The sequence below is a fragment of the Ciceribacter sichuanensis genome (assembly GCF_024055605.1).
Taxonomy (GTDB): Bacteria; Pseudomonadota; Alphaproteobacteria; order Rhizobiales; family Rhizobiaceae; genus Allorhizobium; species Allorhizobium sichuanense.
The window spans coordinates 74,728-100,107 of record NZ_JAMXLX010000003.1; the positions used below are offsets into that span (position 1 = coordinate 74,728).

Annotated in this window: 18 protein-coding genes; 10 read left to right on the forward strand and 8 right to left on the reverse strand. The window is 61.3% G+C overall.

Going from position 1 to position 25,380, the window contains the following annotated elements; all coding sequences use genetic code 11:
- Window positions 1-145: 145 nt before the first annotated feature.
- Window positions 146-805: a YggS family pyridoxal phosphate-dependent enzyme gene (locus NBH21_RS11065; protein WP_250913641.1), complete on the forward strand. Its 660-nt coding sequence runs from the start codon at window positions 146-148 to the stop codon at window positions 803-805.
- Between the two features lie 122 nt (window positions 806-927).
- On the forward strand, window positions 928-2,835 hold the full coding sequence (locus NBH21_RS11070) for a propionyl-CoA synthetase (protein WP_250913640.1): 1,908 nt from the start codon (window positions 928-930) through the stop codon (window positions 2,833-2,835).
- Between the two features lie 127 nt (window positions 2,836-2,962).
- Here the strand turns inward: NBH21_RS11070 and NBH21_RS11075 are convergent, their stop codons facing one another.
- Window positions 2,963-3,664 (reverse strand): DUF1013 domain-containing protein, encoded by a 702-nt coding sequence (locus NBH21_RS11075; RefSeq protein ID WP_250913639.1) that lies wholly within the window; start codon window positions 3,662-3,664, stop codon window positions 2,963-2,965.
- 237 nt (window positions 3,665-3,901) lie between these two features.
- On the opposite strand from NBH21_RS11075, the gene acs reads away from it, so the two are divergent.
- Window positions 3,902-5,854, forward strand: a complete 1,953-nt coding sequence (gene acs, locus NBH21_RS11080; protein WP_250913638.1) for an acetate--CoA ligase — start codon at window positions 3,902-3,904, stop codon at window positions 5,852-5,854.
- A 149-nt stretch (window positions 5,855-6,003) separates the two neighbouring features.
- Here acs and NBH21_RS11085 read toward each other — a convergent pair whose 3' ends face one another.
- The 3 genes from NBH21_RS11085 to NBH21_RS11095 all read right to left on the reverse strand — a co-directional run bounded on the left by NBH21_RS11085 (window position 6,004) and on the right by NBH21_RS11095 (window position 7,115).
- Window positions 6,004-6,285 carry an excalibur calcium-binding domain-containing protein gene (locus tag NBH21_RS11085; RefSeq protein ID WP_250913637.1) on the reverse strand — a complete coding sequence of 94 codons (282 nt, stop codon included), beginning with the start codon at window positions 6,283-6,285 and terminating at the stop codon, window positions 6,004-6,006.
- A gap of 87 nt (window positions 6,286-6,372) precedes the next feature.
- The gene (locus tag NBH21_RS11090; protein ID WP_250913636.1) at window positions 6,373-6,756 is read right to left on the reverse strand and encodes a thermonuclease family protein; all 384 of its coding nucleotides are present in this window, start codon (window positions 6,754-6,756) and stop codon (window positions 6,373-6,375) included.
- Between the two features lie 137 nt (window positions 6,757-6,893).
- Complete coding sequence (locus NBH21_RS11095) at window positions 6,894-7,115, reverse strand: DUF1674 domain-containing protein (RefSeq protein ID WP_163902386.1); 222 nt, start codon at window positions 7,113-7,115, stop codon at window positions 6,894-6,896.
- A 114-nt stretch (window positions 7,116-7,229) separates the two neighbouring features.
- On the opposite strand from NBH21_RS11095, the gene htpX reads away from it, so the two are divergent.
- The 4 genes from htpX (at window position 7,230) to purH (ending at window position 13,222) form a co-directional block, all read left to right on the forward strand.
- Window positions 7,230-8,216 carry a zinc metalloprotease HtpX gene (htpX, locus tag NBH21_RS11100; RefSeq protein WP_250913635.1) on the forward strand — a complete coding sequence of 329 codons (987 nt, stop codon included), beginning with the start codon at window positions 7,230-7,232 and terminating at the stop codon, window positions 8,214-8,216.
- Window positions 8,207-9,613 carry an RsmB/NOP family class I SAM-dependent RNA methyltransferase gene (locus NBH21_RS11105; RefSeq protein WP_250913634.1) on the forward strand — a complete coding sequence of 469 codons (1,407 nt, stop codon included), beginning with the start codon at window positions 8,207-8,209 and terminating at the stop codon, window positions 9,611-9,613. The genes htpX and NBH21_RS11105 overlap by 10 nt, the downstream gene beginning before the upstream one ends.
- Before the next feature lie 216 nt (window positions 9,614-9,829).
- On the forward strand, window positions 9,830-11,506 hold the full coding sequence (locus NBH21_RS11110; RefSeq protein WP_250913633.1) for a heparinase II/III family protein: 1,677 nt from the start codon (window positions 9,830-9,832) through the stop codon (window positions 11,504-11,506).
- A 99-nt stretch (window positions 11,507-11,605) separates the two neighbouring features.
- Window positions 11,606-13,222 carry a bifunctional phosphoribosylaminoimidazolecarboxamide formyltransferase/IMP cyclohydrolase gene (gene purH / locus NBH21_RS11115; RefSeq protein WP_250913632.1) on the forward strand — a complete coding sequence of 539 codons (1,617 nt, stop codon included), beginning with the start codon at window positions 11,606-11,608 and terminating at the stop codon, window positions 13,220-13,222.
- A 54-nt stretch (window positions 13,223-13,276) separates the two neighbouring features.
- Here purH and NBH21_RS11120 read toward each other — a convergent pair whose 3' ends face one another.
- Both NBH21_RS11120 and NBH21_RS11125 read right to left on the reverse strand, forming a co-directional pair.
- Window positions 13,277-14,614: an MFS transporter gene (locus NBH21_RS11120; protein WP_250913710.1), complete on the reverse strand. Its 1,338-nt coding sequence runs from the start codon at window positions 14,612-14,614 to the stop codon at window positions 13,277-13,279.
- An 88-nt stretch (window positions 14,615-14,702) separates the two neighbouring features.
- Entirely contained in the window at window positions 14,703-19,484 is a 4,782-nt protein-coding gene (locus NBH21_RS11125; protein WP_250913631.1) for an NAD-glutamate dehydrogenase, read from the reverse strand.
- A gap of 202 nt (window positions 19,485-19,686) precedes the next feature.
- Here NBH21_RS11125 and pdxY point away from each other — a divergent pair, with 202 nt between their 5' ends.
- From pdxY to NBH21_RS11140, 3 genes are all read left to right on the forward strand, one after another.
- On the forward strand, window positions 19,687-20,565 hold the full coding sequence (gene pdxY, locus NBH21_RS11130; RefSeq protein ID WP_250913630.1) for a pyridoxal kinase PdxY: 879 nt from the start codon (window positions 19,687-19,689) through the stop codon (window positions 20,563-20,565).
- 76 nt (window positions 20,566-20,641) lie between these two features.
- A complete protein-coding gene (locus tag NBH21_RS11135) occupies window positions 20,642-21,283 on the forward strand; it encodes a carbonic anhydrase (RefSeq protein WP_250913629.1) in 642 nt (213 codons plus the stop codon).
- Window positions 21,284-21,529: 246 nt separating this feature from the next.
- Window positions 21,530-23,125, forward strand: a complete 1,596-nt coding sequence (locus NBH21_RS11140; protein ID WP_250913628.1) for a diguanylate cyclase — start codon at window positions 21,530-21,532, stop codon at window positions 23,123-23,125.
- Between the two features lie 39 nt (window positions 23,126-23,164).
- On the opposite strand, the gene NBH21_RS11145 is transcribed toward NBH21_RS11140, so the two are convergent.
- Window positions 23,165-23,932, reverse strand: a complete 768-nt coding sequence (locus tag NBH21_RS11145; RefSeq protein WP_425340412.1) for a lytic murein transglycosylase — start codon at window positions 23,930-23,932, stop codon at window positions 23,165-23,167.
- Between the two features lie 219 nt (window positions 23,933-24,151).
- Entirely contained in the window at window positions 24,152-25,186 is a 1,035-nt protein-coding gene (locus NBH21_RS11150) for an aspartate-semialdehyde dehydrogenase (protein ID WP_250913626.1), read from the reverse strand.
- Window positions 25,187-25,380 lie beyond the last annotated feature (194 nt).

The following is a 25,380-nucleotide window of genomic DNA, read 5'->3' on the forward strand; positions in this document are numbered from 1 at the left end:
CAAGCGTCAAGTTTCTGAGCGCCCTAAAGCGGCTTTGGAGACGACGGCGGAGGCAGGTGTGGCAGGCACATGCTTCGGGCTTGCATCGTCCCACAAGGGCAGGCGATTATGGCCGAAGCACAGCAGGAATCGAACGGACAGGAATATGACAGCAGTCGAAGGGTTGAACGAGGTCAAGGTGCGGCTTGCGAAAGCAATCAGGGAGGCAGGTCGTAAGCCGGATTCGGCAACGCTGGTAGCGGTTTCCAAAACCTTCGATGCGGATGCGATCCGCCCCGCGATCGGTGCGGGTCAGCGGGTGTTCGGCGAGAACCGGGTTCAGGAAGCGCAGGGCAAATGGCCTGAGCTGAAGGCGGAGACCGCTGGTATCGAGCTTCACCTGATTGGCCCGTTGCAGTCGAACAAGGCGGCCGATGCGGTGGCGCTGTTCGACGTGATCGAAAGCGTGGACCGGGAGAAGATAGCACGGGCGCTTGCCGATGAAATGAAACGGCAGGGCCGGAAGCTCGGCATCTATATCCAGGTCAACACCGGACTGGAGCCTCAGAAAGCCGGTATTGCTCCTGACGATGTGGCTGCTTTCGTCGATCTGTGCCGGTCGGAACTGCAGCTCTCCGTGGAAGGGCTGATGTGCATTCCGCCGGCTGACGAAAATCCCGGTCCGCATTTCGCGTTGCTGGCAAAGCTTGCCTCGGAAAATGGTCTGGCGAAGCTTTCCATGGGCATGTCCGGCGATTTCGAGACGGCGGTCGGCTTTGGTGCGACGAGCGTGCGTGTCGGGTCGGCCATTTTTGGTGCCCGCTGAGCGGAGGTATCACCTTACGTCTTCGCCTTATGACCTAGAGCTTTGGTCTGACTTTCCTCCCTGTGGGCCGGTGCCTACTATCGCGCGCGACATCACGTCGGGCATTGCATTGGGAGGAAGTCATGCAGAGCAACTATCTGGAAACCTATCAGTCGTGGATGGGGGAACCGGAGGCATTCTGGAAAGCCCAGGCGGACAGGCTCGACTGGTTCAAGCCGGCGGACAAGGTGTTCGACGGCGACGCCGGCCTTTATGGCCGATGGTTTGCGGGTGCCGAAACCAATACCTGCCATAACTGTCTCGACCGTCATGTCGCCGCCGGCCGCGGCGAGGATACGGCTGTCATCTACGACAGCCCGATGACCGGTGCGAAGAAGCACTACAGCTTCGATGACGTGCTTGCCGAAGTGACGGCGATTGCCGCCGTACTCAAGAACCACGGTGTTGCGAAAGGTGATCGGGTCATCATCTATATGCCGATGATCCCGGAAGCCGTGTTCTCCATGCTGGCCTGCGCCCGCATCGGGGCTATTCATTCGGTGGTCTTCGGCGGATTTGCCGCAAGCGAGCTTGCAACGCGCATCGATGATTGCGGCGCCAAGGTCGTGATCTCCGCGAGTTGTGGCCTCGAGCCGGGACGTGTCGTTCCCTACAAGCCGTTGCTCGACCACGCGCTCGACATGGCCAAGGTGAAGCCGGAATACTGCTTCGTACTGCAGCGTGACGAGCTGCATGCTCCACTGCGTTACGAGCATGGCGACGTGGACTTTGCCAAGGCCGTCGAGGTCGAGCGGATCAACGGGACCCCCGTCGCCTGTGAGCCGGTTGCGGCCACGGATCCCCTTTATATTCTCTATACCTCAGGCACGACCGGCCAGCCGAAAGGCGTGGTGCGCGACAATGGCGGTCACATGGTGGCGCTCGCCTGGACGATGGAAAACATCTACGGGGTCAAGCCCGGGGAAGTCTTCTGGGCGGCCTCCGATATCGGCTGGGTCGTCGGTCACTCCTATATCGTCTACGGACCGCTGCTTGCCGGCAATACGACGGTGATCTTCGAAGGCAAGCCGGTTGGAACGCCTGATGCCGGAACCTTCTGGCGCGTGGTGGCCGAGCATGACGTCAAGGCGCTTTTCACAGCGCCGACCGCATTCCGCGCCATTCGCCGCGACGATCCGGATGGTGAGCTGATCCGCAAATACGACACCTCCGGTCTCCGGGCGCTGTTCCTTGCCGGCGAACGGGCCGATCCCGAAACCATCAAATGGGCAGAGAAGATGCTCAAGGTGCCGGTAATCGACCACTGGTGGCAGACGGAAACCGGCTGGGCGATTGCCGCAAATCCTGCGGGCCTCGGTCTCCTGCCGGTCAAATACGGCTCTCCCGCCGTACCGATGCCGGGCTACGGGGTCGAGGTGCTGGACGATGCAGGCCACCCGGTGCCGCGTGGCACGCTCGGCAATATCGTCGTGAAACTGCCGTTGCCGCCCGGTTGCCTTGTGACCTTCTGGAATGCCGATGAACGGTTCCGCTCGTCCTGCCTCGAGGAGTTTCCGGGCTATTACAAGACCGCTGACGCCGGCATCATCGATGACGATGGTTATGTCTTCGTCATGGCGCGCACGGACGACATCATCAATTGCGCCGGTCATCGCCTTTCGACCGGCGCGATGGAGGAAGTCTGTGCCATGCATCCGGATGTCGCGGAATGCGCGGTCATCGGCATTGCCGATGAGCTTAAGGGCCAGATTCCCTGCGGCTTCCTGGTGCTGAAACGCGATGTGAGCCGCGATTTCTCGGCGATCCAGCGTGAGATCGTACAGCTCGTACGCGACGAGATCGGACCTGTCGCGGCTTTCAAGACGGTGATGAAGGTCGAGCGCCTGCCGAAGACCCGGTCTGGCAAGATCCTGCGTGGAACCATGCAGAAGATCGCCGACGGCCTGCCCTGGAAGATGCCGGCGACGATCGACGACCCCGCCATCCTCGACGAGATCACGGTCGTGCTGAAGTCGCACGGGCACGGCTGAGAAGGGCTGCAAGCTTTTGCGTGACAAGCTCCGTGCGGGCCGCCCTTGGGCAGCTTGACCGGCAGCGGACATGAAAAAAGCCCCGGCGTCAAACGCCGGGGCTTTCCTTTAGCCGGATTCGACCGCCTCAGAAGCGGTCGTCATCCTCGTCCTGGTTACGGTCGGATTTCAGCGACTGCAGCTTTGCGAAGACAGCATTGGCGTCGATTTCCTTCTCCTCCTCGCGCTCGTAGCTGAAGCCGAGGTTTTCGGTCTCGTTGGCTGCCTGCAAGGTCGCGCCGAGTTCGGCGGCGGTCGGCAGCGGACGGCCCTTCGATGCCTTCTCCACTTCGAGGTCGAGGTCGATCTGGCTGCAGAGGCCGAGTGTCACCGGATCCATCGGCGTCAGGTTGGCCGAGTTCCAGTGGGTGCGGTCGCGGATCTGCTCGATGGTGCTCTTGGTGGTTCCGACGAGACGCGAGATCTGGGCATCCTTGAGTTCGGGATGGTTGCGCACGAGCCAGAGAATGGCGTTCGGGCGATCCTGACGCTTGGAAACCGGTGTGTAACGCGGACCGCGGCGCTTGGAGTCGGGAACTCGCACCTTCGGCTCGGAAATCTTCAGCTTGTAGTTCACGTCGGCTTCCGCGCGGGCGATTTCGTCGCGGGAGAGCTGGCCGGTGGAGATCGGGTCGAGACCCTTGATGCCCTGCGCTGCTTCGCCGTCTGCAATGGCCTTGACCTCAAGCGGGTGAAGCTTGCAGAACTGCGCGATCTGATCAAATGACAGCGCGGTATTGTCGACGAGCCATACGGCGGTGGCCTTCGGCATGAGCAAGGTCTGAGCCATGGATATAATCCTTCTTCGCGTCCGCGCCGGGTGTCGCGGGCCGTGGGTCTTAACCACAATTTCCGGGAAATCATCGGTCTTATACCCGGATTGTATCGTAATTGCAATTCTTGAAGCTCCGAATGACCTTTGTCTAATTGCTGGTGGCTTGCGAACTGCTATGAATAAATCATATGGGCCGGGGAGGAGTGGTCCGCGGCCGTCAGGAAACTGGCGCGTCAACATGAGGAGGAGTTCATGTCAGCCAAGATTTATCCGGTGCTCAAATCGGCGAAAACCCGTGCCTTGATCGATAAGGACAAGTACCTGAAATGGTACGAGGAAAGCATCGAAGACCCCGAGAAATTCTGGGACAAGCACGGCAAGCGTATTGACTGGTTCAAGCCTTACACCAAGGTCAAGAACACCAATTTCAAGGGCAAGGTTTCCATCAAGTGGTTTGAAGACGGCCTGACCAACGTCTCCTACAACTGTATCGACCGTCACCTGAAGACCCATGGCGAACGCACCGCGATCATCTGGGAAGGCGACAACCCCTATATCGACAAGAAGATCACCTATAACCAACTCTACGACGCCGTCTGCCGTCTCGCCAACGTGCTGAAGGAGCAGGGTGTCAAGAAGGGCGATCGCGTCACCATCTACATGCCGATGATCCCCGAGGCGGCCTATGCCATGCTCGCCTGCGCCCGTATCGGCGCGATCCATTCCGTGGTCTTCGGCGGCTTCAGCCCCGAGGCTCTGGCGGGCCGTATCGTCGACTGCGAATCCACCTTCGTCATCACCTGTGACGAAGGCGTGCGCGGCGGCAAGCCTGTTCCGCTCAAGGAAAACACCGATATCGCCATCGATATCGCCGCCAAGCAGTATGTCATCGTCAACAAGGTTCTGGTCGTTCGCCGCACGGGTGGCAAGATCGGCTGGGCGCCGGGCCGCGACATCTGGTATCATCAGGAAGTCGCCAAGGCGAAGCCGGACTGCCCGCCGGTCAAGATGAAGGCGGAAGATCCGCTGTTCATTCTCTACACCTCAGGTTCGACCGGCAAGCCGAAGGGCGTGCTGCACACGACGGGCGGTTATCTCGTCTACGCCTCGATGACCCATGAGTACGTGTTTGACTACAAGGACGGCGAGACCTACTGGTGCACGGCCGATGTGGGCTGGGTAACGGGTCACTCCTATATCGTCTACGGACCGCTGGCGAATTGCGCCACGACGCTGATGTTCGAGGGCGTGCCCAACTTCCCGGATCAGGGTCGTTTCTGGGAAGTGATCGACAAGCACAAGGTTAACGTCTTCTACACGGCGCCAACTGCCATCCGTTCGCTGATGGGCGCCGGCGACGAGTTCGTGAAGCGTTCTTCCCGATCCTCTCTTCGCCTTCTCGGATCGGTGGGCGAGCCGATCAATCCCGAGGCATGGGAATGGTATTATAACGTTGTCGGCGACCAGAAGTCCCCGATCGTCGATACTTGGTGGCAGACGGAAACCGGCGGCATCCTCATCTCGCCGCTGCCGGGCGCCACGGATCTGAAGCCGGGCTCGGCCACCCTGCCCTTCTTCGGCGTCAAGCCGGAGCTGGTAGACAATGAAGGGAAAGTGCTGGAAGGCGCCACCGACGGCAATCTCTGCATCACCGACAGCTGGCCCGGTCAGGCACGCAGCATCTACGGCGACCACAACCGTTTCGCCCAGACGTATTTCTCAACCTACAAGGGCAAGTATTTCACCGGTGATGGCTGCCGGCGTGACGAGGACGGCTATTACTGGATCACTGGCCGCGTCGATGACGTCCTGAATGTCTCGGGTCACCGTCTCGGCACGGCGGAAGTCGAATCGGCACTGGTTTCGCATCATCTGGTGTCGGAAGCTGCCGTCGTCGGTTATCCGCATCCGATCAAGGGACAGGGCATCTATTGCTATGTGACGCTGATGGCCGATCACGATGGCGACGAGGCGCTGCGACAGGCGCTGATCAAGCATGTCCGCTCGGAGATCGGACCGATTGCCACGCCGGACAAGATCCAGTTCGCGCCGGGCCTGCCCAAGACCCGTTCGGGCAAGATCATGCGCCGCATCCTGCGCAAGATCGCGGAGGACGATTTCGGCGCACTCGGCGATACCTCGACGCTTGCCGATCCGGCCGTGGTCGACGATCTGATCGAGAACCGCCAGAACCGCAGCGCCTGAGTTTCCAAGGCTGCCAAAAAAAGACAAAGGTCCCTTTCGAGGGGCCTTTTTCATGTCGCTTGGAGCACCTCCGACGAAACCGGAATCGCCTTCAATGCTCCATCTGTCTAATTTGACGCAAAGTCGCTCGACACTTTTGCTGGAATTGCTCAACAGCCGATGGCGCTGCGGATCTCCTCGACCTGCTCCAGCGAATGGCAGATGTTTTCGCAAGGGATTCCATCCTTGTCGGCATCGGCGCGGCGATAGCCGTTGCACCAGAGTTCGACCGCTTCCTGGCAGCTTGAGACCTGCTTGCAGGTCTGGGCGGCCACGAGCATGATCGTGCCCCCGGAGTTCCTTGCCGAAGCTGTATCGGCAGCCGGGGCTGCCAGCAAAAAACCTATCAGCGGTAATGCGATCGGAAACAGGTGCTTGAGCGACATCTTCATCTTCGGTCCCTTGCTGAGGAATAGAAGAGGATGGGGCGGGACCTGTCCAGCAATCGCTGACAGCTCAGGCGTGCAGGTTCCTGTTTCTCAAGGGCAGGAGGCGGTTTTCTTCCGTCCGCCCTGATAGGGATCCACAAGGCCCGCATCCAGCAGGATGGAGGATGCGTCGCGGCCATCTTCCAGCTCAAGGCTCGCAACGACGCGGCCGAAATACTTGTCGCCGGAAATATTGGAGAGCGAAAGCGTGGAGGAGGAGGCGACGAGTTCCTCCAGAGCCGAATGCGCGCGTTCCGCCGCGTCGTGTATCTCAGGGCAGCGAGACTTGAGCTCGGGCGCATCGATGCCGCGCAGCCGCACATAGGTCGTCACATGCTGGTTCGGCCACGGCGTCGCATCCACGAGAACGGTGTCTCCGTCGATTACCCGGATTGCCGAGGCTTCCACCGGGCCGCTGATGCGCTGGCCAGCCAAAACTTCTTCCGCCAGACCGGGCGCGATCAGGCTGGCAAGGAGGAGACATGAAAAACAGAATCGGCGGCTTTGCATGAAAGGAATATATTCCAATGCAAACCGTCGAACAATAGGTATTTATTCTGCGGCCGATACAATCAGAAATCGATGGCGCGGCCGTTGATCTCCCAGTCGCCGAAACGGGCGGGGTCGGCACCGCCCCGGCCGCCGATTTCAGTCGGCGGCGCGGCCTGTTGCTCATTGCGCCGGCGTTCCTCGGCTTCTGCAAGGGCGCGCTTTGCCGCTTCGCTCAGAACCTTCACGGGTGCTTCGCTTTCGGTATTGACGGGATTGTTGTCATTGTCGGCGTTACTGCTCATGTCCGTTTCGTCCAGCGATCATTGAAACTTGGCCAAGTCCCTTTACATCTAGTTCAGTCTTGCGCACCAACCAAGGCTTGAAGCCCCATTTGCGCCCAACGACGGAGGGAAACGATGAATTTCATGCGAACCGCCATGCTCCTGGCCTTCATGACGGCCTTGTTCATGGGTGTTGGCTACCTGATCGGCGGCCAGAGCGGCATGCTGATCGCGTTCGTCGTCGCTGCGGCCATGAACTTCTTTTCCTACTGGAACTCCGACCGCATGGTGCTTTCCAACTACCACGCCCAGGAAGTGGACGAGCGCAACGCACCGGAATTCTATGCGACGATCCGGCAACTGGCGCATAATGCCAATCTGCCGATGCCGAAAGTCTATATCTTCGATAGCGAGCAGCCGAACGCCTTTGCGACCGGGCGCAATCCCGAGAACGCGGCTGTTGCCGCCTCGACCGGACTTCTGCGTCGGCTTACCCCCCAGGAAGTCGCCGGCGTGATGGCGCATGAACTGGCGCATGTCGAAAACCGCGATACGTTGACGATGACGATCACGGCGACGCTTGCCGGTGCGATCTCCATGCTGTCCAATTTCGCCTTCCTGTTTGGCGGCAACCGGGACGACCGCAACAATCCCTTCGGCTTCATTGGGGTCCTCGTCGCCATGATCGTTGCGCCGCTCGCGGCGATGCTGGTGCAGATGGCGATCAGCCGTACACGCGAGTATTCGGCGGACCGACGCGGCGCGGAAATCTGCGGCAGCCCTCGTGCGCTTGCTTCTGCCCTGCAGAAGATTGCCGGCGATGCCGCCCACATCGAAAATGCCGATGCCGAGCGTAATCCGGCAACGGCGCATATGTTCATCATCAATCCGCTTTCCGGCCAGCGCATGGACAACCTGTTTTCCACCCATCCGGACACTGAAAACCGCATCGCGGCGCTCATGCAGATGGAAGAGAGCGGCTTTGGGGGATCGACGCGGCAGGCGCCCGCTGATAATGCCACCCGTAAATCACGCTCCGTTCCGAATACGGGCTGGGGGCGTGGCGGCTCCGAACGCCCCTCCGAACGCCCCCCAGAACGCCCCAAGGGACCATGGTCTTGAACGAACAGAAACGCGGCAAATCAGGCAAATTCTTCCACAAGGCGAAACCGCGCGGCGGATCGGCTGACGGCAAGGAAAAGGTGCCGGCCGCTCCGCCCAAAGCCGGGCTCGATGCCCGCATAGCCGCCGCCAAGATCCTGTCGGCCGTCGTCGATCGAAAGACCTCACTTGACGGCATGCTGGACGCCGAACATGGCAATCCCGCCTTCCTGGCGCTGGGTGACGCCGACCGTGGTCTCGTCCGGGCGATCCTGCAGACGGCCCTGCGCTATCTGCCGCGGATCGAGGCGATCCTCGGTCAGCTGCTCGATTCGCCACTGCCGGAAGGCGCGCGTTCGCTGCATCACCTTCTGGTCGTCGGCGCCGTGCAGATGCTCTATCTCGACGTTCCCGACCATTCGGCCGTCGATCTCGCCGTCGAACAGGCCAATCGCGACCCGCGCAATCGCCGCTTCGCCAAGCTCACCAATGCCATCCTGCGCCGCCTCGGCCGGGAAAAGGCAGAGCTTCTGGAAAGCGTCGCCGATGTCGTCTGCATGCCCGGCTGGTTTTTCGACCGGCTGGTTGAGGCCTATGGTCGCGAGGCAGCGGATGCGATCGCCAGAGCGCAATTGCAGCCGGCGGCAATCGATATCACGGTGAAGGAAGATGCAGCCGGCTGGGCCGCGAAACTCGGAGGACAGGTGCTGCCGACCGGTAGCGTCCGGCTCGATCCCTTCCGCGGGGCGATCACGACGCTCGAGGGTTTCGAGGATGGCGCTTGGTGGGTGCAGGATGCGGCAGCGGCCGTGCCCGCTCGCCTGATGGGGGATGTCCGCGGCAAGCGTGTCGTTGATCTCTGCGCTGCACCCGGCGGCAAGACCGCGCAGCTCGTCGCAGCAGGAGCGGACGTGACGGCGGTCGAACAGTCGGAATCCCGACTGAAGCGGCTGAAGGGCAATCTCGAGCGGCTCGGCTTTTCGGCGGATTGCGTCCGGTCCAATCTTCTCGATTTTTCGGGCGAACAGCCTTTTGACGTCGTCCTCCTCGATGCGCCGTGTTCCTCGACGGGAACCACAAGACGTCATCCGGATGTGCTCTGGACCAAGGGCCAGGAGGACATCGTCAAGCTGGCAGGCGTTCAGGAGAAGCTCCTGCGGCACGCGCTGACCTTGGTCGGGCCGGGCGGCCGGGTGGTTTTCTCCAATTGTTCGCTGGATCCGCTCGAGGGCGAAGAGCTGATCGAGCGCGTTCTCGCTGATAATCCCGCCTTCAGCCGGGTCCCGATCGGTCCTTCGGGCTGGCCGGGCATGGAAGCCGCCATCTCCCCGAAGGGGGATTTCCGCGCCACCCCTGCCGTTCTGGCGGATCTCGGTGGCATGGATGGTTTCTATGCTTGCGTTCTTGCTAAAATTTAACGGAAACTTCACTAAAATTGTTGGAACTTGAAGAGGCTCGGCATCGCCTGCCCGTTGGCGGCGGCAGATGGCGTTATGTGGACGAGTCGTCTCCGGAAACCGGGATCACCGGACGGAGCGGAGCGATGGCTACCTGCGTGGGGGGACAAGGTATATGACCGGTCTCGTTCGCAGGGTCTTGCGCGCCCGATCTCTTCGGGGCGGCATGGAAAGACAATGCAGATTACAGAACGCCAGAGGCTGATCTCTCTCTATCTCGGCGAAGCCTGGCGACGGGCGACGCGCGGGCTGGCGATCGGCCGCTCCATGCGCCTCAAATGGTCGCCGGCCAATGCCGCCAAGCTGATCGTCGCTCCGACCGATCTGCGGGTCGTCGATCCTTTCGTGGCGGAGGAAATCCTTCAGGGACGTTTTCCGCTCGCCGGCCGCGTTCTCGATGCGGGCGACCGTTCGCCCTTCGACTTCGAACCTCCATCGCCGGCTTTCGCGACGAGACTCCACAGCTTCGCATGGCTTCGTCATATCCGCTCCGACAAGAGCGCTCGTGCCTGCGCCAATGCGCGTGCCATCACCGATTCCTGGATCGGTCAGTACGGAGCGCGGACCGGAGGTGCGGCTTGGGATCATGACGTGGTCGCCCAGCGTATTATTGCCTGGCTTTCCCATTCACCCATCGTATTGCAGGATACAGATGGCGGCTTCTACCGGCGCTTTCTTGCGAGCCTGGTGTTTCAAGTGCGTTTCCTGCGTCGCGAGGCGGATTTCCTGCCGATCGGCCTGAAGCGGCTGCGTGTCCGGATTGCACTTGCCATGGCCTCCATCGCCATGGAGTCCCGTTCCTCGACGATCCGTCGCGCTGCGCGCGATCTCAACCGGGAGATCGACCGGCAGATTCTTCCCGATGGCGGCCATGTTTCGCGCAATCCGCAGGCAGCGGTCGAGCTTCTGTTCGACCTCCTGCCGCTTCGCCAGACCTATATCAATCTCGGCCATGAGGTTCCGGCGCGGCTCATCCCGGCCATCGATCGCATGTATCCCGCGATCCGCTTTTTCCGCCATCAGGGCGGCGATCTGGCGCTGTTCAACGGTGCGAGTTCAACGCTTGCCAATGAACTGATGTGCGTCCTGCGCTACGATGAAAGTGCCGGCCAACCATTCAAGGCCCTGCCCCACTCGCATTTTCACCGGCTTGCGGCCGGTGCGACCGTAATCATTATGGACACCGGCCATCCGCTCTGCCCGGAGCTTTCGAAGACGGCCCATGCCGGCTGCCTTTCCTTCGAGCTGTCGTCGGGGCGTAACCGATTCATCGTCAACAGCGGTTCTCCCCGCTTCGCCAATGACCAACTCCGGCAGCTTGCCCGCACAACGGCGGCGCATTCGACTGTTGCCGTTGGCACCAGTTCGTCGGCGCGCATCTCGTCTTCCGCCTTCCTTGGTCCGCTGATGAGCGGCGGTGTTTCCGATGTCGCGGAGCAGCGGCAGACCGGACCCGATGGCAGCGACCGGCTCTGCGTCAGCCATGACGGCTATCTCACCCGCTTCGGCCTGTTGCATGAACGCGAAATCCGGCTCAACGAAGCCGGCAACAAGATCGCGGGACGCGACCGTTTCATGCTGCCGGACAGGACGCCGTCCGCGAATGCTCCTTCGGAAACCGCGGTGGCGCGCTTTCACATCCATCCGGCGATCACGATAGAGCGGATCGACCAGCGCAAGGTGCGTCTCGTCGCGCCTGATGGTGAGAGCTGGGTGTTTTCGTCGCCTGCCAATGATCTGGTGATCGGCGAGGACGTGTTCTTCGCCGATGTTTCGGGCGTGCGTCCCTCGCAACAGCTCGAACTGAGCTTTGCCGGTCCGGAAATCCGCTGGTTTCTTGCCCATCATGCATAGTTTCTAAGGGAAAAGGTTTCCTCCTGTGGCCGGCTGTGGTAGGCGGCGGCATCGCGTCTGCGATCTCCATCGAAGGCGCAATTCAGATCGGAGAAAACCATGGCCGTCGTTTCCAAGAAAATTCCCGTGCCGGACCGCATCCGGATCCGCACAGCGCTCCTGTCGGTGTCCGACAAGACCGGCATCGTCGAACTTGCGCAGGCGCTGAACGCGCTTGGCGTCAAGCTTCTGTCAACCGGCGGCACGCACAAGGCGATTGCGGCGGCGGGCCTGCCGGTCATCGACGTGTCTGAGGTCACGGGCTTTCCGGAAATCATGGATGGCCGGGTAAAGACCCTGCATCCGCGCGTGCATGGCGGTCTTCTTTCAATCCGTGATGACGAGGAACACCAGGCTGCGATGCGCGAACATGGTATCGAGGGCATCGACCTTTCGGTCATCAACCTCTATCCGTTCGAAGCCGTTCGCGCGGCCGGCGGCGATTATCCGACCACGGTCGAGAACATCGACATCGGCGGTCCCGCGATGATCCGTGCCTCGGCCAAGAACCATGCCTATGTAACGGTCCTGACTGACCCGTCCGACTATGCGGTGCTGCTCGACGCTCTTCACGCTGATGACGGTCACATTTCCTATGCGGCTCGTCAGAAGTTTGCCGCCAAGGCATTCGCCCGCACGGCGGCCTATGACGCGATCATCTCCAATTGGATGGCGGAAGCGCTCGGCATCGACATGCCGGATTACCGCGCCATCGGTGGCGTCCTGAAGGAAAAGATGCGCTACGGCGAAAATCCGCACCAGAGCGCCGGTTTCTACGTCACCGGCGACCAGCGCCCGGGCGTGGCGACGGCAACACTGCTGCAGGGCAAGCAGCTTTCCTACAACAACATCAACGACACCGATGCGGCCTTCGAACTGGTGGCCGAATTCCGCCCGGAAAACGGTCCGGCCTGCGCGATCATCAAGCACGCCAACCCCTGCGGCGTCGCGACCGGTCCGAGTCTCGTCGAGGCCTACAAGCGGGCGCTCGCCTGCGATTCCGTCTCGGCCTTCGGCGGCATTATCGCGCTTAATCAGTTGCTCGACGCGGAGACGGCAACCGAGATCGTCAAGCTCTTCACCGAAGTCATCATCGCTCCCGAAGTGACGGATGAAGCCAGGGCGATCATTGCGGCCAAGCCCAATCTGCGCCTTTTGACCACCGGCGCCCTGCCCGATCCGCGCGCAGCCGGCATCGTTGCCAAGACGGTTTCGGGCGGCCTGCTCGTCCAGTCGCGCGACAACGTCCTGGTTGAGGATCTGGATCTCAAGGTCGTGACGAAGCGTGCGCCGACGGCGACCGAACTCGAAGACATGCGCTTTGCCTTCAAGATCGCCAAGCATGTGAAGTCGAATGCGGTGATCTACGCCAAGAACGGCCAGACGGCCGGTATCGGCGCTGGCCAGATGAGCCGCGTGGATTCGGCCCGTATCGCAGCGCTGAAGGCAGAGGATGCCGCCAAGGCGCTCGGTTTCGCCGAACCACTGACCAAGGGTTCCGCCGTCGCTTCGGAAGCCTTCTATCCCTTCGCCGACGGTCTCCTGGCGGCAATCGCTGCGGGTGCTACCGCAGTCATCCAGCCGGGTGGTTCGATGCGCGATGCGGAAGTGATCGCCGCTGCCGACGAGCACAACGTTGCCATGGTCTTCACCGGCATCCGCCATTTCCGGCACTGATTTTTTTGGGGTGTCAGAATGCTTCAAAGGCCCGGTCGAGAGACCGGGCCTTTTTCATGCCTCCGCCGAAACAGCCGGACGGGCAGCCGGGTAAGGCGTGCGCAGGAGGATGATGAGACCGACGAGAAGGAAGACGATCAGACTCGCCATGCCGACGCGTGCCGATCCGGTCCAGTAGGTGAGCAGCGAAAAGCTCAGCGTCGCCATGAAACTCGTGGCACGGCCCGACAGGGCATAGATGCCGAAATAGCGTCCGGCTTCCGAGGGGCTGACGCTTCGTGCGAGATAGGAGCGCGAGGAAGCCTGCACTGGACCGAAGGCGATGCCGATCAGGGTGCCGTAGAGAATATAGGCCTTCTCCGCCGGAGACGAAAACAGGCCTTCGCCGACGCTGGCTGGCCATTGAACGAGACCGAACAGGGTGAAATCCCTGCCGGTGGAAATGATCCCGACGGTTGCTGTCAGCAGGAAGAAAAGGCTCAGCACCACGACGAATTTCGAGCCGAGCAGGCGGTCGATGGAACTTGCCGCCATGCAGCCGAAAATCGCCACGACGTTGAGGATGATGCCGTAGATGCCGATTTCCATGGTCGACCAGCCGAACATGGCGGCTGCGAAGATGCCGCCAAGGGTCAGAAGCCCGTTGACGCCGTCCTGATAAATCATGCGGCCAATCAGGAAACGGAAGATGCCGGGCTTCCCGCGCAGTTCCAGAAGTGTCCTGCCGAGTTCGTTGAAGCCTGCGCGTACGGCTGCCGGAAGCGGTTTGCCGCGACCGGCATCGGGCGTGAAGAGGAACATCGGCAGGATGAAGAGCAGATACCAGAGCGCCGATATCGGGCCGGTGACGCGGGCATCTTCGCCGGTCACGGGATCCAGACCGAAGAGCGGCGTGCCACCGAGCAGTGTTGTGCCCTTCTCCGGGCTTGCGGCGACGAACAGCACGATGCCGATCAGCACGATCATTCCGCCGAGATAGCCGAGGCCCCAGGCGATGTTGGAGACACGCCCGACATCGCGCGTGTTGACCAGCCGCGGCATCATCGAATCGTTGAAGACGATGGAAAACTCCGCCGAAATCGTCGCCAGAATCATCAGCAACACCGGATAGACAACCGGTGAACCCGGTGCGGCGGTCCATAGCAGGCAGAGGCTTACGATCTTGATGACGGCGAAGAAGGCGATCCACGGCTTTCGTGAGCCGGATTCATCGGCTATTGCGCCGAGAACCGGGGAAAGCACCGCGATGATCACCGAGGAGATCGTCGCCATGTTGCTCCACATCGCCTGCGCACTGACCGGGTCGCTGGTCAGCCGCGAGACGAAGTAGGGGCCGAAGATGAAGGTCGTGATGACAGTGAAGAACGGCTGGGCGGCCCAGTCGAAGAACATCCAGCTCACGACCCCGCGGCTGAAGACGGGTTGCTTCGCCGTTTCCACTGTCGCCGTCAATTTCCGTCCCCCTTAACCCGCTCCACGCTTATCGTGACCGGCCATGGGCAAGGTCGCTTACGAGACCGGCCGCGACCGCGATCTTCGACAGGCTTGCCTCCGCGCCCTCGCTCAGTGCCAGCAGTTCGGCCCCGAGACGATTGATGCGCTGGAGGTCGGCGGCATGCCAGGCCTGCACCGGCTGCTTCTCGCCCGCATGGCTGGTCAGCGCCGAGATCACGATTTCGCGGCGCGCTGCACCGATCTGGTCGAGGCTGCGGAACAGCGCGAGGCTGTCATAGTGGTCGTTGGTGGCGACGCGGGCGCCGAGCGCCAGAATGCGGTCGATGCGGAAGATTTCCGATACCGCGAAATAGCCCTCGATGGCGCGGGCAAGCGGGGCTCCCGTCCGTTCCGCGATCTGCATGACCTCCGGCACCAGCAGCAGCGCCTGCAGCTTCACGACATCGGCGGCCACGTCCGCCGGCACGCCCGCAGCCGTCAGTTCCGCCGTTTCGGCTTCGAACTGCTGCCTGAGATGAGCGGGAAGGGTCGAGGAGAGCGCTTTTTCGCTGGCCTTCACGGCGGTCTTCAGGCGCGGCAGCGCCTCGCCGAGCGGGATAGTGGACAGTCCCGTCTCGACGATCAGGCGGGTCATTCCTTCATAGACACGTCCTACAGTCGCATAGAGACGGTTCTGGATTTCACCGGGAATGGTGGCGTCGAGTGCGTCGATGCGGTCCCAGAGTGCCGGCAGGTCGAGGCCGTCCCGAGTCAGCAATGCCGCCTTCACCACTTCCGCCGGCAGGGTGCCGGTCGCGTCGCCGACAGCAACCACGAAGCCGGGTCCGCCACGGTTGATGACGTGGTTGGCAAGCACGGTTGCGATGATTTCGCGGTGCAGGCGGTGGCCGGCAATGTCCTTTGCATAGGTCTTGCGCATGCGGGCGGGGAAATAATTGGTCAGAGCGGCTGCGCAATAGGGATCGTCCGGCAGGCCGGATTCAACGATCTGGTCGAACAGAACGATCTTGGCGTAGGAGAGCAGCACGCCGATTTCCGGTCTGGTGAGGCTCTTCCCTCCGGCATAACGCTCGGCAAGCGCGGTGTTATCCGGCAGCGTCTCGACCTTGCGGTTCAACCTGCCAGCCGCCTCGAGATAATTCATCAGCCGGCTCAGTTCTTCCCTGTTTCCAGACCCCTTGCGTTCGCTGAGCGAGATCGCGAGGCTCTGCAGGTAGTTGTTGCGCAGCACGAGTTCACCGACTTCCTCGGTCATTTCCGAGAGCAGACGATTGCGCTTGTCGCGGGTCAGACGGCCATCGGCCATAGGAGGGGCGAGCGCGATCTTGATGTTGACTTCGACGTCAGACGAATTCACGCCGGCGGAATTGTCGATCGCGTCGGAATTGATGCGGCCGCCGTTCAGCGCATAAGCGATACGGCCGCGCTGGGTGACGCCGAGATTGGCGCCCTCGCCGATCACCCTGGCCCGCACCTCGGTGCCGGTCACGCGGATTGCGTCGTTGGCGCGGTCGCCGACCTCCGTATCCGTTTCGCTCGCCGCCTTCACATAGGTGCCGATGCCGCCGAACCAGAGCAGGTCGACCGGTGCCTTCAGGATAGCGCTCATGATGTCGAAGGGCGTGGCGACCGTCCTGCCGAGCCCGATGGCTGCTGCGGCTTCCGGTGTGAGCGTCACGGATTTTTCCGCACGCGAAATGATCATCGCACCCTTCGACAAGGTCCTGCGGTCGTAATCCTGCCAGCTCGAACGCGGCAGCTCGAACATCCGCTTGCGCTCGGCAAAGGAGATCGCGGTATCCGGGTCGGGATCGATGAAGATGTCACGATGGTCGAAGGCGGCGATTAGGCGGATCTTTTCCGAAAGCAGCATGCCGTTGCCGAAGACGTCGCCGGACATGTCGCCGACACCGACCACGCTGAACGGCGTCGTCTGGATGTCGGTGTTCATCTCGCGGAAATGGCGCTTGACCGCTTCCCAGGCGCCGCGCGCGGTAATCCCCATCTTCTTGTGGTCGTAGCCGGCGGAACCGCCGGAGGCGAAGGCGTCGTCCAGCCAGAAGCCGGCTGCCTGGGCAAGGCCGTTGGCGGTGTCGGAGAAGGTTGCGGTGCCCTTGTCGGCAGCCACCACGAAGTAAGGATCGTCCTCATCGAGCCGCACGGTGTCGGCCGGGGCCACGACTTTGCCGTCGACGATGTTGTCGGTGATCGACAGCAGCGTGCGGATATAGGTCTTGTAGGCCTCGGTGCCGGCGGCAAGCCAGGCATCGCGGCTTCCGCCCACCGGCAGCTGTTTCGGATAGAAGCCGCCCTTGGCGCCGACCGGCACGATGACCGCGTTCTTGACCTGCTGCGCCTTGACGAGGCCCAGCACTTCCGTGCGGTAGTCCTGGGCGCGGTCCGACCAGCGCAGGCCGCCGCGGGCGACCTTGCCGAAACGAAGGTGGACACCCTCGACTTCCACGCCGAAGACGAAGATTTCGCGGAAGGGTCTCGGGTCCGGCAGACCGTCGAGAAGCTGCGGGTCGAACTTGAAGGCAAGCATCGTGGCTGCCGTGTCGTTCTTCTGGAAATAGTTGGTGCGCAGCGTCGAATCGACCGCGTTGATGTAGCGCCGCAGGATGCGGTCTTCATCGAGGCTCGGTACGGCGAGAAGCGCCGTCTCGATTTCTCCGTGGATGTCGGAGAGTTTGCGGGTACGCGCCTTCTCGGCGAGCTTGGGATCGAAGCTCACATGGAAGAGTTCGAAGATCAGCTTTGCGATCGCGGGGTGCCGGTTCAGCGTTTCGGCGATATGGCCCTGTGAATAGACGAAGCCGGCCTGCCTGAGATAGGCGGCATAGGCGCGAAGCACCGTGACTTCCCGTGCCGTCAGGCCGGAGGCCAGCACCAGGCGGTTGAAGATATCGTTGTCCACCTTGCCGGTGAAGGCGGCGAAGAAGGCTTCCTCGGTGATCGGTCCCTTTTCGGCGATGCCAAAGCTCTCCCCGTCAGGAACCGTCAGTTCCATGTCGTGCAGCACGACGAGAATCTCGTTTCCCCCTTCCGGTGAGACATGGATGTCGAAGGTGCGCTCGCTGATGACGCGGAAACCGAGATTTTCAAGGAGCGGGACGCGCCGCGACAGCGGCAGGTGAACGCCCGCATGGAAGATCTTGAGGTAAAGCTGCCTGCCGGCTTCCGTCGTGGTTTCATGGAAGGCGATCGAGACGGGCTCGCCGGCGAGGCAGGCCTGGATATGGGCGAGGTCGCGGACCGCCTCTTCCGGCGAAAAAGCCTCCTGATAGGCCTGGCTGACGGCAAGCGCAGGCGCCTTCGGCCCGGCCAGCGCTTCGAAGCGGTCGCTCCAGCGGGCGGTGATTTCGCGGACGGCTTCCTCCAGCGTCGCCTGCGCAATGCGCGGCGTCTTGCCTTCGGAGCGGCCGATAATGATATGCACACGCGCCACACCGCCTTCCGGGAAAGCCGGGTAATAGGCGGAGACGCGGCCCTGATAGACCTTGGTCAGATAGGCCCCGATCTTCTCGCGCACGACGGAATTATAGTCTTCGCGCGGAACGTAGACGATCAGCGAAACGAAGCGGTCGAACTGATCGATGCGCGGAAGGACCCGCACGCGTGGCCGTTCCGAGAGATCGTTGATCTGCTCGCAGAACTTGGCCAGCAGATCCGGCTCGATTTGGAAGAGGTCGTCGCGCGGATAGGCTTCCAGCGTGTTTTGCAGAATGCGTCCCGAATGGCTCTGCGGGTCGAAGCCGAAATGGTCGGTCACCTTGCGGGCCTTGGCCCTGAGCAGCGGGATCTGGCTGACCGAGCCGGTATAAGCGGTCGAGGTGAAGAGACCGACGATACGTAGTTCGCCCACCACCTTGCCGTCTTGGTCGAAGCGCTTGACGCCGACATAGTCCATGTAGGCGCGGCGATGCACGATGGATTTCACATTCGCTTTGGTGACGATGAGGAAATCCGGTCCCTGCAGGAATTCGAGGATCTCGGGCGTGGTGGTGACGGCGTTCCTGCCCTGGCGAAGGACCAGAACGTCGGGATCGGAAAGAATGCCGAGCCCGGTGCCCTTGTCGCGCTCGAGGATCGCGGCCTCTCCTTCGCCGGAATAGACGTATTCGCGCATGCCGAGGAAGGTGAAATTGTCATCGCGCAGCCAGTCGAGGAAGGCGAGCGCCTCATCGCGGTCGCCCTTCCGGCGGCCGGGGGAGAGTTCGCCGAGTTCCCGCATGGTCGTGTCGAGAAGCGAGAGCATCTGCTTCCAGTCGGCCGAGGCCATGTGGACCTGAGCGAGAACGATTTCCAGACGCGACTTGAGGGCGGCTGATTGCGCATCGGTCAGCGGCGCGAGGTGAAGCTGGATATAGCTCGTGCGGATCGCGCCCTGCGCTTCCTCGTCGGCGCCGGCGAGCGAGACCGGGCCGCCCGGCACGATCGACAGGATCGGGTGAACGGCCATGAAGATATCGCGGTAGAGGCTGGTGACCTCGCCCATCACCGAATCATAGAGGAAGGGCTTGTTGCGCTCGATGATCGAGAGCACGCTGACCGGCGTGCCGGCAGGTGTGACATCGGCAATCGGCGCTATGACGACGCGCGGCGCCTTGCCGTCCCAGGCGGCAATGTCGCTTGCTGCGCGAAGCGAGGAGAATGCGAGCATTTCGGGAGTGTAATTGTCGAGATCGTCACCGCTGGCGCGGCCGAAAAGGATAGCCGGATCGATGAACGGCTCCTGGATCGCCTCCGCGATCTTGCAGGCGGCCTCCAGCTGGGGTTCCCGCTTAAGCTTCCTGTTCGCGACCATTGCTCTCTCCCTTTCAATGTCACTTTTATGTCGTGCAGCTGATTCATAAAGCAGTTTGCAGGATGATGTATCCGCATTTGACCGCGATACGGAAATTTCCGCTGTTTGAATATGCGATAAATATGAAGCAAAGAATGCGAAGCGTTGACAGATCCGACATAAAGGGATGATCAACGACGCGAACAAAGGTGAGTATCCGGTCATGACAGAAAAGTCGCAGGGCGCGGTCATCGTCATTTCGAGCCATGTCGTGCGGGGGTCGGTCGGCAACCGGGCCGCCGTCTTCGCGCTCGAAAGCCTCGGCTTCCCCGTCTGGGCGCTGCCGACCGTGGTGCTGCCGTGGCATCCGGGTCATGGCCCCTCGACGCGGCTGACCTTTCCGGAGGCGGATTTCGACAAGGTGATCGACGATCTCATCCGGGCGCCCTGGCTTTCCGAAGTGTCCGCGGTGCTGACCGGCTATTTCGGCAATGGCGCGCAGCCGCGTTCCGTGGCGCGACTCATCAATGCACTGAAAGAGCGTAATCCCGATCTCATCTATGTCTGCGATCCCGTGATGGGCGATCTCGGCGGGCTCTATGTTCCCGAAGCGACCGCCATCGGCATTCGTGACCATCTCATCCCGCTTGCGACGATCGCCACGCCGAACCGCTACGAGCTTGCTTGGCTGGTCGGTAGCGCGCTTGAGACCAACAAGGACATCATGGATGCAGCGCTTTCACTCGGTCCGCCGCAGATGCTGGTGACGTCCGCGGTGCCGATGATGGCGGGGGGCACGGGAAATCTCTATCTCAGTGGCCGCAATGCGCTTCTTGCCGAGCACAGGCTGATCGACAATCCGCCGAACGGCCTCGGCGATCTGCTATCGGCGCTGTTCCTCGCGCGGTTGCTCGAGGGGTTGTCCGAAGAACGGGCGCTGCAGCTCGCCACGGCCGGTGTCTATGAAATGCTGGCGCGCACGGCGAAGAAGGGCGGAGACGAACTGACGCTGGAAAGCGACGCTTCCAGTTTGTCGTCGCCGATGGCGCTGGTGCAGATGCGGCGGCTGGTCCATCCGGCCCAGCGTCCGAAGCAAAGTTGAAAATGCAAGGCTGCCAGAACGCCGAAGCTTGCGCGAAACTGTTGCCTTGAGCGTCAGCACACGCTAATTCAAAAACATGAAGCGTTTTCCCTCCTCCCTCATCGCCGGTTATCGCAACTTCATGAGCGGTCGTTACACCGCCGAGAGCGAGCGATATCGACACCTCGCCGACCAGGGACAGAAGCCGCAGACCCTGATGATCGCCTGTTGCGATTCGCGGGCGGCGCCCGAGACGATCTTTGACGCCGGTCCGGGCGAACTGTTCGTGATGCGCAACGTTGCCAACATGGTCCCGCCGTATGAACCCGATGGCAACTACCATGCGACGTCGGCAGCACTCGAATTCGCCGTGCAGGCGCTGCGGGTGAAGGACATCATCGTCATGGGGCATGGCCGTTGCGGCGGTATTCGCGCAGCGCTCGATCCCAATGCCGAGCCGCTTTCCCCCGGCGATTTCATCGGAAAATGGATGGGGCTGGTCAGTTCCGCCGCCGAGCAGATCCAGGGCAATTCCGTGATGACGGACAGCGAGCGCCAGACGGCTCTCGAACGCATCTCGATCCGCAATTCGATCGCCAATCTCAGAACCTTCCCCTGCGTTCGCATTCTCGAAGAACGCGGCAAGCTGCAGCTTCATGGCGCGTGGTTTGACATCGCCAATGGCGAGCTCTGGATCATGGACCCGGATTCACAGGATTTTTCCCGTCTCGACATCTGAGAGCGGCTGGCGCATCGACCTGAAAACCGGAATCGTTTTCCGGAAAGCATGACGCGAAGATTCAATAAGTCGGAGTTGTCCTCAACGCGTCAATTCGGATGCACAGTGCTCCAAGGGTATCAATAAACCTAATTTAGAGGTTGTTATTAAGTTCACCCTAGACTGCCCCGAGTTTTGGAGGGGGCGGCTCCGTGCGGGGAGATGCTGGCGTAAGAGCGGCGCTTACCCGACGCTCGCGGTGAGTGGATGAATCTCGAAGGCACGAAGAAGATCGTCATTGCGGCACTGCTGTTGCCGAGCCTGATCATGGCTGCTGAAGCCGTTCTTCTCCTGCGCAACTATTATCATAGCTACCGGGATTTCGCCGCCGGCAAGCATTATGCCTATATCGCGTCCGACGCCGGCAATATCGGTTCATCCGTTATCCCCGATGAAGCCCGTGCGACGCTTGTTTTCCTTGCCGATCGCAGCAATGAAAATCATAGCAAGCTGGCGGCTCGAAGGTTCGATGTCGACACCCGGTTCGACCGTTTTCTCGCGTTTCTGGCTGAGGCAGCGAAGACGCAGCCGTCGTTCGATGCGCGAATTCGCGGGTTTTGGCAGGCTGCCGAGCATCTGAAAGCGTTCCGAGATTCGGTCGATCAGGGGACAGCCAGGCCCGAACAGGTGATCGGGCAATACAAGCCCGCTTCCATGGCATTTCTGGAACTGGTCACTTCTCTTCGCTACGAGATCGCCGATCCGGCGCTTTCGCGACAGTTGAGTTTGCTGATCGACATTCTTGATGCCAACGAGGCCGGATTGGTCGTCTCGTTCTATGGAACCGAACACTTCAGGGGGCTACGGTTATCGGATCAGGATCGCGAGACTTTCAATCAGGCCCTGGCTCTTCTGAACGTTACGGTGGGCAGGTTTTCCGCTTTTCCGGATTCAGCCGCCATCAAGCCGATCGACGATTTCGCTCGTTCGCTTGATGGCCGATGGCTGGCCCGCACCGCCCACGAGATCGCCACCGGGGACGCCACGCCATCACGCTTGATGCTGCGGCGCTGGTCGCAGTTACAGAACGAACGTATCCAATTGTGGCAAGACAGCATCCGCTCGGTCGTGGAGGAGACCAGAGCGAGCGGCGATGCCCTTGCCTTGCGCTCCCGCTTCTTCCTCGAGATGCTGGTCGGCGCGACTGTCGTCTTCTCCCTGCTGGTCGGTGTCGTCATCCTGCTGGCGGTCAAGGGCGTGGCGCTGGCAGACCGGCTGATACGGGACAGGGAACTGCTCGTGAGCGAGCTTCGCAATGCGGCCCAGACGGATCTTCTGACCGGTCTCTACAATCGACGCGGCTTCGATGCGGCGACGACCTCCCTGCTGCGCGGAGAAAGTGGATCAAGCGCCCTTTCCATGGTCATTTTCGATCTTGATCGTTTCAAGCAGATCAATGATGCTCATGGCCATGATGTCGGAGACATGGTGCTTCAGCGCGTGGCACAGGTCGCCCAGAGCAGCTTCCGCACACAGGATCTCCTGTCGCGCCATGGCGGGGAGGAATTTGTGGCTCTGCTGCCCGATACTTCTCTCGATGAGGCGGCCACCATCGCCGAACGGGTGCGGGCGACCATCGAGGCAACCGAAATCCGTCTGGCCGACGGCACCGCGTTGACGGTGACTGCAAGCTTCGGCTGTTCGGGGACCGAGGACGAAAACGTTCGCGGCGCGATCAACGAGCTGATCAAGAAGGCGGATCTGGCGCTCTATGCGGCGAAATTCTCCGGCCGAAACCGGGTCGTCATCGACGGCGAAGCCGATATGCCTACCGTTGAACGTCGCAATTCACAGAAGACCTGAGGCCAACTGACTTTTCGGAATTTTTATCGGGCCAGCGACTTACTGGCCGTCGATCTGGGCACCGATATAGGCGATCGCCTGCTGGTAGACGGTGGCCGCGTTCCAGCCTTGGATGGCCGCGAAGTTCGGCTGACCCTGCTGGTAACCGGCGCCGGCCTGCCAGCCGTGGCCCTTCAGGAAGTTTGCGGTGGAAGCCAGCGCATCAGCCTTCGAGCGGACGAGATCGATGCGGCCGTCCCCGTCCCCATCGACGCCATAGCGCACGACGTTGCGCGGCAGGAACTGCGTCTGGCCGATTTCCCCGTGGGCGGCGCCAACGGCCGTCAGGGAGAGTTCGTTGCTGGCGACGAGTTCAAGGGCTGCATAGAGCTGGTCGGTGAAATATTCCGTGCGGCGACAATCGAAAGCGAGCGTGGCGACGGCGGAAAGGGTGTGTTCCTTGCCGAGGAAGGAGCCAAAGCCCGTTTCCATGCCCCAGATCGCGATCAGCGGACCGGCCGGAACGCCGTAGCGCTGCTCGATCCTGGCGAAGAGAGCGGCATTGTTTTTCTTCATGCCCTTGCCGCGGGAGATGATCGCGGCTCCGCCGCGCTTCTGCATGAATTGATCGAAGGACAGCTTATAGCTCTTCATGCCACGATCGGCACGGATCGTCGCAGTGTTGTAAGAGACCGTCGAGAAGACCTTGTTCAGCACGGACGGGCTGACACCCTGCCTGCTGGCTTCCTGCTTGAATTCGTCTATCCACTGATCGAACCCGGCTGACGTGCTGCTGCATTGAGCGGCAGCGGCGCTGCCGGCCGTCATGGAAAATACTGCCGCTGTCAAAAGAGCTGCTGCCGAGAAACTGGACAGTCGCATCGATGCCTCGTTGTTCGCTTATTTAGTCTTTGCCGCAACATGCCAGCAGACGCTGATTCTGTCACGTGTCATTCAACTATTCCGGAAGTATTTCCGACTGGTTACCACTCACAAAAAGATGAACCGGCCCGCCTCTGTCGTGATTGGCGGGCCGTAACATCATCCTCAGGCGGCAGCCTTCTTCGGCTTGATCAGGCCGCGATTGACGAGAAGCTCGGCGATCTGGACGGCGTTGAGTGCAGCGCCCTTGCGCAGGTTGTCGGAGACGACCCAGATGTTGAGACCGTTCTCGACGGTTGCGTCCTCGCGGATACGCGAAATGTAGGTCGCGTCTTCGCCTGCGCATTCGACCGGGGTGATGTAGCCGCCGTTCTCGTGCTTGTCGATGACGAGGCAGCCGGGAGCTTCGCGAAGGATGTCACGGGCCTGGTCGGCTGTGATTTCCTTTTCGAACTCGATGTTGACCGATTCCGAGTGGCCGATGAAGACCGGTACGCGCACGGCGGTGCAGGTGACCCTGATCTTCGGATCGAGCATCTTCTTGGTCTCGGCGAGAACCTTCCACTCCTCCTTGGTGTAGCCGTCTTCCATGAAGACGTCGATATGGGGAATGACGTTGAAGGCGATGCGCTTGGTGAACTTCTTGGTTTCGATCGGATCTGCGACGAACACCGCGCGGGTCTGGGTGAACAGCTCGTCCATGCCTTCCTTGCCGGCGCCGGATACCGACTGATAGGTCGATACGACGACGCGCTTGATGGTGGCCGCGTCATGCAGCGGCTTCAGCGCGACGACGAGCTGGGCCGTGGAGCAATTCGGGTTGGCGATGATGTTGCGCTTCTTGAAGTCGGCGATCGCGTCCGGATTGACTTCCGGAACGATCAACGGAACGTCGGCGTCATAGCGCCATGCGGATGAGTTGTCGATGACAACGCAACCCTGCTGGCCGATCTTCGGCGACCACTTCTGCGATACGGCGCCGCCGGCGGACATGAGGCAAATGTCGGTGTCGGAGAAGTCGTAGTTTTCGAGGTTCTGGACCTTCAGCGTCTTGTCGCCGAAGGAGACTTCGGTGCCCTGCGAGCGGGCGGAGGCCAGCGCCACGACTTCATCTGCAGGGAAGCCCCGCTCGGAGAGGATGCCCAGCATTTCGCGCCCGACGTTGCCGGTAGCGCCCGCGACTGCAATCTTGAAACCCATTTAAAAGCTCTCTTTCTGTCTCTCCGCGGGTGGTGAGGGAGGAAGGAAGCTCGAGCGCACACCTTCCATGTCCCCGGCCGTGCCGGGGAGAGAGCGGTGGCCAGAGACGTTAGACGGTTTTCGTCGTCGTTTTGGCCTTGGTCGTGGATGAAAGGGCGATATGCGAAATCGCCCCGGCGGCGAGCACCAGGTCG